At 62.0% G+C, this 10121-nt stretch carries 10 protein-coding genes; 5 read left to right on the top strand and 5 right to left on the bottom strand.

The window, feature by feature from the left end:
- The first annotated feature begins 66 nt into the window (after positions 1 to 66).
- Together macA and C2E19_RS17275 are read left to right on the top strand one after the other, a co-directional pair.
- Positions 67 to 1215, top strand: coding sequence for a macrolide transporter subunit MacA (gene macA / locus C2E19_RS17280; RefSeq protein WP_129394307.1), 1149 nt, complete (start codon positions 67 to 69; stop codon positions 1213 to 1215).
- A gap of 2 nt (positions 1216 to 1217) precedes the next feature.
- A complete protein-coding gene (locus C2E19_RS17275; RefSeq protein WP_129394306.1) occupies positions 1218 to 3176 on the top strand; it encodes a MacB family efflux pump subunit in 1959 nt (652 codons plus the stop codon).
- Between the two features lie 166 nt (positions 3177 to 3342).
- Here C2E19_RS17275 and C2E19_RS17270 read toward each other — a convergent pair whose 3' ends face one another.
- From C2E19_RS17270 to C2E19_RS17260, 3 genes are all read right to left on the bottom strand, one after another.
- Positions 3343 to 4092 carry a helix-turn-helix transcriptional regulator gene (locus tag C2E19_RS17270; protein ID WP_129394305.1) on the bottom strand — a complete coding sequence of 250 codons (750 nt, stop codon included), beginning with the start codon at positions 4090 to 4092 and terminating at the stop codon, positions 3343 to 3345.
- A 179-nt stretch (positions 4093 to 4271) separates the two neighbouring features.
- Entirely contained in the window at positions 4272 to 4940 is a 669-nt protein-coding gene (locus C2E19_RS17265; protein ID WP_129394304.1) for a DUF3313 domain-containing protein, read from the bottom strand.
- The gene (locus C2E19_RS17260) at positions 4940 to 5254 is read right to left on the bottom strand and encodes a hypothetical protein (RefSeq protein ID WP_129394303.1); all 315 of its coding nucleotides are present in this window, start codon (positions 5252 to 5254) and stop codon (positions 4940 to 4942) included. Before C2E19_RS17260 ends, C2E19_RS17265 begins: the two co-directional genes overlap by 1 nt.
- Before the next feature lie 163 nt (positions 5255 to 5417).
- Between C2E19_RS17260 and C2E19_RS17255 the strand changes: the two genes are divergently transcribed.
- The 3 genes from C2E19_RS17255 (at position 5418) to C2E19_RS17245 (ending at position 8488) form a co-directional block, all read left to right on the top strand.
- Positions 5418 to 6128, top strand: coding sequence for a response regulator (locus C2E19_RS17255; RefSeq protein WP_256661213.1), 711 nt, complete (start codon positions 5418 to 5420; stop codon positions 6126 to 6128).
- Positions 6125 to 7465 (top strand): ATP-binding protein, encoded by a 1341-nt coding sequence (locus C2E19_RS17250; RefSeq protein WP_129394301.1) that lies wholly within the window; start codon positions 6125 to 6127, stop codon positions 7463 to 7465. The genes C2E19_RS17255 and C2E19_RS17250 overlap by 4 nt, the downstream gene beginning before the upstream one ends.
- 96 nt (positions 7466 to 7561) lie before the next feature.
- Positions 7562 to 8488 (top strand): Gfo/Idh/MocA family protein, encoded by a 927-nt coding sequence (locus tag C2E19_RS17245; protein WP_129394300.1) that lies wholly within the window; start codon positions 7562 to 7564, stop codon positions 8486 to 8488.
- Here C2E19_RS17245 and C2E19_RS17240 read toward each other — a convergent pair.
- Positions 8485 to 8889, bottom strand: a complete 405-nt coding sequence (locus C2E19_RS17240; RefSeq protein WP_129394299.1) for a heme-binding protein — start codon at positions 8887 to 8889, stop codon at positions 8485 to 8487. The genes C2E19_RS17245 and C2E19_RS17240 overlap by 4 nt on opposite strands.
- Complete coding sequence (glcF, locus tag C2E19_RS17235; RefSeq protein ID WP_129394298.1) at positions 8886 to 10121, bottom strand: glycolate oxidase subunit GlcF; 1236 nt, start codon at positions 10119 to 10121, stop codon at positions 8886 to 8888. Before glcF ends, C2E19_RS17240 begins: the two co-directional genes overlap by 4 nt.

Below are 10121 nucleotides of genomic sequence, written 5' to 3'. Positions count from 1 at the left end.
TTGTTGTTTATCTAGCAGAGCCCGGCGTCGCGCCGGGCTCGATCCTGAACGGACTTGTGGGCATTTATGGAAAAGTCGAAGTGGCGCAAAGTCGGTATGGGTTTGGCGTTGGCGGTGGTGGCGGGGTTGGTGTTCTACACGGTGCAGGCACCGGCGGAGGCGCCGCAGTACCTGACCGCCACGGTCGCGCGCGATGACATCGAGAACGCGGTGCTGGCCACCGGCGTACTCGAAGGGATCAAGCAGGTTGACGTCGGTGCGCAGGTCTCGGGTCAGCTAAAGTCGCTGAAGGTCAAGGTCGGCGACAAGGTGAAAAAAGGCCAGTGGCTGGCGGAGATCGATCCGCTGGTGCTGCAGAACACCCTGCGCCAGGCTCAGGTCGATGAGGAAAACCTGCAAGCACAGAAACGCGCCACGCAGGCCCAGCTGAAGCAGACCAAGGCGATTTACGAGCGCTATCAGAACCTGCAGGAGGATGCGTCGATCTCGCGCCAGGATTTCGAAACCGCCGAGTCGAACTATCAGGTGCAGCAGGCCAACCTGATGTCGCTGGATGCGCAGATCAAAAGTGCGCACATCCAGATCGACACCGCCAAGGTCAATCTGGCCTACACGCGAATTGTCGCGCCGATCGATGGCGACGTGGTCGGCGTGGTCACTCAGGAAGGCCAGACAGTCATCGCCAGCCAACTGGCGCCGGTCCTGCTGAAGCTGGCGGATCTGGACACCATGACGGTCAAGGCGCAGGTCTCGGAGGCCGATGTGATTCATATCGCGCCGGGGCAGGAGGTGTATTTCACTATTCTCGGCGAGGACAAACGCTACTACGCGAAATTGCGCGGCACCGATCCAGCGCCGCAGAACTTTCTCGAAACGCCGCCCGCCGGCACGCCGAAGCAAAGCAGCGCGGTGTTCTACAACGCTTTGTTTGAAGTGCCGAACCCCGACCATCGCCTGCGCATTTCGATGACCGCGCAGGTGCGCATCGTCCTCGACACCGCCAAGGCTGTGCTGACCGTGCCGGTGGCGGCGCTCGGCCCGCGCAATGCCGATGGCAGTTTCCCGGTGCGCGTGCTCGACGCCAAGGGCCACGCGCAGTCGCGCAATGTGCAGACCGGGATCAACAACAACGTCAAAGTGCAGATCAATGGCGGTCTGGCTGAAGGTGATCGGGTGGTGATCGGTGATCCGCTGACCAATGTGGCGGGGGCCTGAACATGACTGAGCCACTGTTACAGCTCACCGGCATCACCCGCAGTTTCACCGCTGGTGACCGTGAATTTCTCGCGCTGAACAACATCAACCTGACGATCCATGCCGGGGAAATGGTCGCGATCATTGGCGCTTCCGGCTCTGGCAAGTCAACGCTGATGAACATCCTCGGTTGCCTCGATTACGCCACCGCCGGCAGCTACAAAATCAACGGCCAGGAAACCCGCGACCTGGACAATCAGGCGCTGGCCGAACTGCGCCGCGACTACTTCGGCTTCATCTTCCAGCGCTACCATTTGCTGCCGCACCTGAGTGCGATGCACAACGTCGAGATGCCGGCGATTTATGCCGGCACCCCCCAGCTGCAACGCCATGCCCGCGCCCGCGAGCTGTTGGCGCGGCTGGGCCTGGAAGGCCACCTGACGCATCGGCCGAGCCAGTTGTCCGGTGGCCAGCAGCAGCGGGTGAGTATCGCCCGAGCGTTGATGAATGGCGGCGAAGTGATCCTCGCCGACGAGCCCACCGGCGCACTCGACACCGCCAGCGGCAAAGAGGTGATGCGCATCCTGCTGGAGCTGCACGCGGCCGGGCACACGGTGATTCTGGTGACCCACGACCCGAAAGTCGCGGCCAACGCCGAGCGCATCATCGAAGTCAGCGACGGTGAAATCCTCAGCGACCGCGCCAACGAACGCGACACCACGCACTTGCTCAGCGATGAGCCGGTGGCGCCGAAAGCCACCGCTTCACGGCGTCTGGTCGCCAGCCTCGGCCTGTTCAAGGAAGCTTTCAGCATGGCCTGGGTCGCGTTGATCTCGCACCGCATGCGCACCTTGCTGACGATGCTCGGCATTGTCATCGGCATCACCTCGGTGGTGTCGATCTCGGCGGTCGGCGAGGGCGCCAAGAACTACGTGCTCAAGGACATCGCGGCGATTGGCAGCAACACCATCGATGTCTATCCCGGCAGCAGCTACGGTGACAAGCGTGCAGCGGCCATCGAAACCCTGACGCCGGCCGATGTCACAGCCTTGAATCAGCTGTATTACGTCGACAGCGCCACGCCGATGATCGGCCGCAGTCTGTTGTTGCGCTACCGCAATATCGATCTGGATGCGCAGGTCAACGGGGTCAGCGATCAGTATTTCAAGGTGCGCGGGATCAAGATGGCGGCGGGCATTGCGTTCAGCGAAAGCGATGCGCGGCGCCAGGCGCAGGTGGTGGTGATCGATCACAACACTCGTCAGCGCTTGTTCGGCCAGGATGTCGATCCGTTGGGCCAGGTGATCCTGATCGGTAACCTGCCGTGCACGGTGATCGGCGTCGCCGCACAGGATAAAAGCCTGTTTGCCTCGGGCAAGACCCTTAACGTCTGGGTGCCTTACGAAACGGCCGCCGGGCGGGTGTTGGGTCAGCGTTATCTGGACAGCATCAGCGTGCGCATGAAGGACGGCCAGCCGAGCAAGGTGGTTGAAGAGCATGTCACGCAGCTGTTGTTGCAACGCCACGGCAGCAAGGATTTCTTCACCAACAACCTCGACAGCGTGTTGCAGACGGTGCAGAAAACCAGTCGTTCGCTGGCCTTGCTGTTGTCGTTGATTGCGGTGATTTCACTGGTGGTGGGCGGTATCGGGGTGATGAACATCATGCTGGTTTCGGTAACCGAGCGTACGCGGGAGATCGGCATTCGCATGGCGGTGGGGGCGCGGCAGTCGGATATTCGTCAGCAGTTTCTGGTCGAGGCGGTGATGGTCTGCCTGTTGGGCGGGGCGATCGGGATTTCGCTGTCGTATGCCATCGGGCATCTGTTTTCGCTGTTTATCAAGGAATGGGAGATGGTCTTCTCGCTGACCTCAGTGCTCACGGCGGTGATCTGCTCGACGCTGATCGGCATCGTCTTCGGCTTCGTCCCGGCGCGCAACGCCTCGCGCCTCGACCCGATCGAAGCGCTCGCCCGCGACTGACGAACCACCCCTGTAGGAGCTGCCGCAGGCTGCGATCTGTTGATGTTGTTTTGAAGATCAACAGATCGCAGCCTGCGGCAGCTCCTACGGGGTAGCGGCGTTATCAGCCAGCGGTCGATAACGAGGTTTTTTGCGGCGTTATCAAACAGCGGTTTTTGCAGGGTTATCAGGCAGCGCTCGATGCCGAGGTTTCCTGCGGTGAATACATCCAGCGCATCAGCGAATGCCGGCCACTGATGCCCAATTTGATCGCTGCCCGCTTGAGATAGCTTTCCACCGTGTTGACCTTCAGTTGCAACTGCCCGGCCAGTTCCGGGGCCGTGCGCCCGGCGAGCAGGCCGATGCACACTTCGCTTTCACGGTTCGACAGGCTCAGGCCCAATTGCTGCAGGCGCTCGGTGAACCGCAGGCGCAGGGTTTCCAGGCCGGTTCCCTCTGGGGATTCACTGGGGCTTTCGGCGTCAGGGCTGGCGGGTTGCACGGCGTTGATGTGTTTCTCGACCATCGGTAGCAACACCGGAGAGATGTCCTGCAACAGGTTGCGCTCCTGCGCGGAAAAACGTTGCGACTGGCCGTTGCGGTACACCGAAATCACGTAGCGAAAACCGTCTTTGCGGCGGGTCAGGTGCAGTTGCGAGGCATCGGTGACGTTGGCTGACTCCGGCGGCGGCAGATCGTGGCTGGCCGCTGCGCTGTGTTCGGAGAACAGGGTTTCGGCGAGCAAGGCTGGCTCTTTCAGCGGCTCGGGGCCGCTGCGATGGGTTGCGCGGCTGACCGGCTCGACGCGCATCTGGCGGATGTGCGTGGCGTCCACCGCCAGTTGAGTGAGGATCAGGTCGTGCAGCATGCGCGGAAAATGCCGGCTGCCGGTGCTGGCAATGACTTTGCCAATCTGCGGGAACAGGTGTGAGTTCATGTCGTTCATCCATGAGTTGCAATGGGCGGCTCGTGTCCCGCAGGCGCCGGGGTGAAGCTCCTTGACCGGTAAAAACGCCTCGGGAATTGGATCCTATCCTAGTACAACGTTTCAGCGACCGCATAATGAAGGGGTTATTAGTTCATAACCGACGCACACCTCGCCTTGCCGACGGCCGTTTACTTGCGCAACGCCATGTAGGATTTGCCCAGATCGCCGGCCCAGCCGTCCAGCACGACCTTGACGTCATCGGCGCTCAGCACTTGTTTGTCGTTCTCCAGCGGCACGCCGGTGCCCTTGCGGATCACTGTGGCGACCACCTCACCGGTCGAACCATCCTCGAATGACACTTCGGTGGCGATTTCGCTGTCCTGATCGCGAATACCGGTGGCAGTGCTTACGCCCGCCGCGACCAGGGTGACCGGCAGCCATTCATAAAAGCGCAAACCCTGGGTGCGGGTGGCAACCCGGGTAATTGCCGGGCGCACGATCAGTGTACCGGGGCCGGGTGTCGACACCAGGCGCATGATTTTTCCCAATTCCTGTCTGAGCGCCGCGTCGTAGCAATCGGTCACGCCGGACAGCGTGCTCAGCGGAATCCGCGCGGTCGGCGCAACGTTCGGGTAAAACTGGCTCGGCGCCAGATAGGCCTGGGTGTAACGGCCACGGGCCAATGCCGGGCTGACCCAGCCGAGTACCGGCTGCCCTGACGGCGACTGGCGCTCGCTCAATACGCTGTAGTCATGCAGAAATCCGCTGTACAACTTCGGTTCGACAGTTTTACTGCTGCAGGCCGGCAAGCTCAAGGTGGCGGAAAGCACCAGTGACCTGGAAAAACTGCCGAGCATCAATGGCTTTCCTTGTGGGCTGGCGGAATGTTGTCCGAGCACTCGATGTGCAACTGGCCGTGGCGCATGATCCAGTTCACCAGGTCGGCGACCGGGATCGAATGCACGTATTCGACCCAGTGCGCGCTGTCCGGGCTGAATTGTTCGAAGTAGCGGCGCAGGACGATGCGCTCCTGATTGCCGGTCAGGCCCAGGCATGCCTCCTGAAACAGAATCGGCGTATCGTGCCCGGGTGCCGTGGTGCGCTGGCTGAGGATCAACGGACGATGACTGGCGTGGCCCTCGGCGGTGTACCTCTGATTGAATTCCTTCATGGGAGCCCCCTGCGATGAATTGCCTGCAGAGTGCCCGAGGAGGATTGCCGGGGAATGTCCGATTGTTGTCGGCGCGGTAGGAATGTTGCGCGATTGAAATAAATGACCGGGACGGCGAAATGGTTTTAGATGCGCTCTTTTCTGGCCTTTGGATCTTGTGACCGTGAGCAGATTGCTGTTCGTCGACGACGACGTGGAAGTGCTGTCCCTGCTGAAGAAGTTCTTCGTTCAGCACGCCTACGAGGTCGATGTCGCGCCCGATGGCGTGGCGATGTGGGCGGCCATCGCGCAGCAGCGTCCGGACACGATCATCCTCGACGTCATGCTGCCCGGCGAAGGCGGCCTGAGCCTGTGCCAGAAAATCCGTGCACAGATGGGCATTCCGATCATCATGCTCACGGCGATGGCCGAGCTCAGCGACCGCATTGTTGGCCTGGAACTCGGCGCCGACGATTACCTGACCAAGCCTTTCGCACCGCGCGAATTGCTCGCCCGGGTGCGCGCATTGCAACGGCGGGCCGGCGAGCAGCCAAGTCCGCCCAGTGAACGCCCGCGACCGGTGATTGCCTTCGCCGGTTGGCACCTGGATATCACCTGTCGCGAGTTACGCTCGCCGGAGCAGGTGATGATCCCGCTGTCCGCTGGCGAGTTCGACCTGTTGGTGGTGTTTCTCGACCATCCGCAACGCATTCTCACCCGCGAACAATTGATCGACCTGACGCATGGCGAAGGCCACGACGCGTTTGATCGCAGCATCGATGTCCAGGTCAGTCGCCTGCGGCGCAAGATCGAACCCGACAGCAAACGCCCGGACCTGATCCGCACCGTGCGCAATGGCGGCTACATGTTCACCGCCAAGGTCAGCCGCTCGTGATCCGCCGTCTGTTGCGCCGCGACACCCTGCGCCGGCGAATAGCCCTGACCATCCTCGCGGCAATGCTCGCTTCACTGGCGCTCAATGCCTTGTTCGTGCAGGTCGCCGGGATCTGGGCGCGCCCGCCGATTGAACGCACCGGCCTGCTCGAACAGATTGCCGTGACCACGCGGCTGATCGAAGCCGGCCCGACGGCGCTGCGCCCGCAACTGGCCAGCGCAGCCAGCAACTCGATGCTGAAGGTGGTCTGGAACGCCCGGCGCACCGACTTCGACCTGCCTGCGATTGGCACGCAAATCGAGGCGGGCAGAGGGCCGGTGATGCAACAACTGCTCGGCGACGACCGTGAGATCGAAGTGTTCAGCCCCGATGACTTTCCGCGCGACAGCCCGCGCGCGCACTACGTCGCGCTGGTGCAATTGGTCGATGGCAGCTGGTTGTCGTTCACGCCGCCGCAACGCAGTTGGGGCCTCGGCGTTGGCACGCGAATCGCGGTGGTCATCGCCCTCGGATTGATCGCCACCTTGCTGGTGGCATGGCTCGCTACGCGCCAGTTGGCCACTCCGCTGCAGCGTTTTGCCAGCGCCGCCCGGCGTTTCGGCAGCGACTTGCGGGCGCCGCCGATCCACGTCGAAGGGCCGGACGAAATACGTCAGGCGATCATCGCCTTCAACACCATGCAGGCGCAGATCCAGCATTTCATCGCCGAGCGCACGCACATGCTCGCGGCCATCTCCCACGATCTGCGCGCGCCGCTGACCCGCATGCGCTTGCGCAGCGAGTTCATGGAAGACCTCGATCATCAGCACAAACTGATCCGTGATGTCGAAGAAATGCAGTCGATGATCAACGCCGCGCTGGCGTTCTTTCGCGAGGACACTCACCGCGAGCAGCCCACCGCGTTCGACCTGTCGGAGTTGCTGCAAACCATCATCGACGATTACCGCGACCAGCATCTGACAGTCGACTTCAGTGGCCCTGCGCATATGGTGTATGAGGGAAGACCGCTGGGCATCAAACGGGTGATCGTCAATTTGCTGGAAAACGCCGCCAAATACGCGCAGCAACCGAGCATCGCGCTGAGCGGCGACGACCATACGATCCGCATCGAGGTGCGCGATCAAGGGCCGGGGATTCCCGAATCAGCGTTGCAACGGGTGTTCGATCCGTTCTATCGCCTTGAAGCCTCGCGTAATCGTGATACCGGCGGCGTCGGGCTGGGCCTTTCGGCTGCGCAGGCGATCGTGCGCGAGCAGGGCGGTGAGCTGACCTTGCACAATCGCAGTGGCGGTGGCCTGTTGGCGCGGGTCGAGCTGCCTCGCGACCTGTTCGATTGAGGCGGTCAGCGACCATTGGCTGATGGAGCCGCGGTGCAGAAGCACGTACTCTTGGCGCCACGCATTTCAATACAAGAACAACAACAGGAGTTACCGATGCAACCGATCCGTCTCGGTCTGGTGGGTTACGGCAAGATTGCCCAGGATCAACACGTGCCCGCCATTCTCGCCAATCCGGCGTTCCAGTTGGTGTCTGTCGCCACCCAGGGCAAGCCTTGCGCCGGGGTGGAAAACTTCCAGTCGCTGAGCGAGTTGCTGGCTAACGGCCCGGCGGTCGATGCGATTGCGTTTTGCACCCCTCCGCAAGGGCGTTTTGCGCTGGTGCAAGAAGCGCTGGCGGCCGGCAAACATGTGCTGGTGGAAAAACCGCCCTGTGCGACGCTGGGCGAAGCCATGGCGCTGGTTGATCAGGTGGCGGCGCAGGGCGTCAGCGGCTTGTTTGCCTGGCATTCGCGTTATGCGCCGGGCATCGCCGCCGCTCGTGACTGGCTCGCCTCGCGCACTTTGCAAAGCGTGCAGATCGACTGGAAGGAAGACGTGCGCAAATGGCACCCGGGCCAGGCCTGGATCTGGCAACCCGGCGGCCTCGGCGTGTTCGATCCGGGCATCAACGCCTTGTCGATCGCCACGCACCTGTTGGCGCTGCCGCTGTTTGTCGAATCCGCCGAACTGCGCGTGCCCGGCAATTGCCAGTCGCCGATTGCTGCGTCGATCAAGATGTCCGACGCGCGTCAGCTAGAGGTGCGCGCCGAATTCGATTTCGACCACGGTCACGACGAACTCTGGAGCATCGAGATCCGTTGCCTTGAAGGCGTTCTGCGCCTGGACAATGGTGGTGCACTGTTGAGCATCGACGGCGTGCCGCAAGCTGTCTCGGAGGAGGGAGAATACGCGGCGGTGTACCGGCACTTCCAACAGCTGATCGGCGACCGCGCCAGTGACCTCGACCTGCAACCCTTGCGCTTGGTCGCGGACAGTTTTTTTGTCGGCAGTCGCGCAGCGGTCGAACCGTTCTACGACTAGCCTTGCAGCGCGAGGACCGCAGCCCTGGCAATCTGCGCGTCCTGCGCGGATTTGACCCCGGACACACCCACCGCGCCGATCACTTGTCCATCGACAATGATCGGCACGCCGCCTTCAAGCGAGGTCAGCAGCGGCGCCGAGAGAAACGCGTTACGGCCGTTGTTGACCATCTCTTCATAGACATTCGATTCGCGGCGGCCGAGGGCTGAAGTGCGGGCCTTTTCCATGCAGATGTAAGCGCCAATCGGCGCACAACCGTCGAGGCGCTCAAGCGCCAATAAATGCCCGCCATCGTCGACCACGGCAATGCTCACCGGCCATTGGTTGCGCTGCGCTTCGGTGCGCCCGGCGGCGAGGATCAGCGCCACTTCTTTCTGGCTCAAGACGAATTTGCTGTTCATGCTTTTTCCTGCGCGTGAAGGGATTCTTCAACCACTTCGATCCAGTGCCTGACCGGCGTGCGGCCAGCGCTGTCGAGGTGAACCTGGCAACCAATGTTGGCGGTGACGATAAGGCTCGGTGAAGCGCTTTCCAGTGCATTGATCTTGTTGTCGCGCAATTGCCGCGAAAGTGCCGGCTGGGTGATCGAATAGGTGCCGGCGGAACCACAGCACAAATGACTGTCGGGCACTGGTGTGAGATGAAATCCCAGCCGGGTCAAAACACTTTCCACCGCACCACCGAGTTTCAGCGCGTGCTGAAGCGTGCACGGACAATGAAACGCCAGACGCTGATCGTTATGCGCTACGTGCAGTTGTTCCAGTGGTTCGGCCAGCAGAATCCCCACCAGATCCTTACTGATCGCACTGACTTTGGCGGCTTTCATCGCGTAGGCCGGATCATGTTCGAGCAGGTGCGCGTAGTCCTTGATGAACGCGCCGCAACCGCTGGCGGTCTGCACGATCGCCTCGGCACCGCTTGCGATCGCCGGCCACCACGCATCGATATTGCGCCGCGCGCGCTGCAGTCCGGCCTGTTGGGCGTCGAGGTGATAGTCGATCGCGCCGCAGCAACCGGCCTCGCTGATCGGCGTGATGCTGATGCCGAGACGGTCGAGCACCCGCGCGGTCGCGGCGTTGGTGTTCGGCGACAGGCTGGTCTGTACGCAGCCTTCAAGCATCAGCATGCGGCGGGCTTGCGTTGGCGCCGGTCTCGGTTTGGCCGGCGCAATGTGTCGCGGCAACTTCATTTGCACAGTCTGTGGTAGCAATGGACGCAGTTGTTCGCCGAGGCTCAGCAACGGTTTGAACAACCACGGGTTGGGCAGCACGCTGCGCAAACCCTGGCGCAACAGACGCTGGCCGGGACTGCGCGGTGCCGCTGCATCGACCAGCGCACGGCCGATGTCGAGCAGGTTGTGATAGTCGACACCGGACGGGCAGGTGGTCTCGCAGTTGCGGCAGGACAGGCAGCGGTCGAGATGTTGTTGGGTGGTGGCGCTGACGGCATTGCCTTCGAGCACTTGCTTGATCAGGTAAATCCGCCCGCGCGGGCCATCCAGCTCATCGCCGAGCAGTTGATAGGTCGGGCAGGTGGCGTTGCAGAACCCGCAATGCACGCAGCTGCGCAGAATGCTTTCGGCTTCTGCGGCGCGTTCCAGGCGCAGGGATTTTTCGCTCAGGGTGGTTTGCAT

The organism is Pseudomonas sp. DTU12.3, from assembly GCF_004124275.1.
GTDB lineage: Bacteria > Pseudomonadota > Gammaproteobacteria > Pseudomonadales > Pseudomonadaceae > Aquipseudomonas > Aquipseudomonas helmanticensis.
The sequence above is the reverse complement of the archived record's forward strand: the minus strand, read 5'-3'. Positions and strand labels throughout refer to the sequence as shown.

Excerpts from the sequence above, each read along its gene's own strand:
- C2E19_RS17245 (WP_129394300.1), top strand. The coding sequence starts at position 7,562 with ATGCAACCGATCCGTCTCGGTCTGGTGGGTTACGGCAAGATTGCCCAG.
- C2E19_RS17275 (WP_129394306.1), top strand. The coding sequence starts at position 1,218 with ATGACTGAGCCACTGTTACAGCTCACCGGCATCACCCGCAGTTTCACC.
- C2E19_RS17265 (WP_129394304.1), bottom strand. The coding sequence starts at position 4,940 with ATGCTCGGCAGTTTTTCCAGGTCACTGGTGCTTTCCGCCACCTTGAGC.
- C2E19_RS17240 (WP_129394299.1), bottom strand. The coding sequence starts at position 8,889 with ATGAACAGCAAATTCGTCTTGAGCCAGAAAGAAGTGGCGCTGATCCTC.
- C2E19_RS17260 (WP_129394303.1), bottom strand. The coding sequence starts at position 5,254 with ATGAAGGAATTCAATCAGAGGTACACCGCCGAGGGCCACGCCAGTCAT.
- glcF (WP_129394298.1), bottom strand. The coding sequence starts at position 10,121 with ATGCAAACCACCCTGAGCGAAAAATCCCTGCGCCTGGAACGCGCCGCA.
- macA (WP_129394307.1), top strand. The coding sequence starts at position 67 with ATGGAAAAGTCGAAGTGGCGCAAAGTCGGTATGGGTTTGGCGTTGGCG.
- C2E19_RS17270 (WP_129394305.1), bottom strand. The coding sequence starts at position 4,092 with ATGAACTCACACCTGTTCCCGCAGATTGGCAAAGTCATTGCCAGCACC.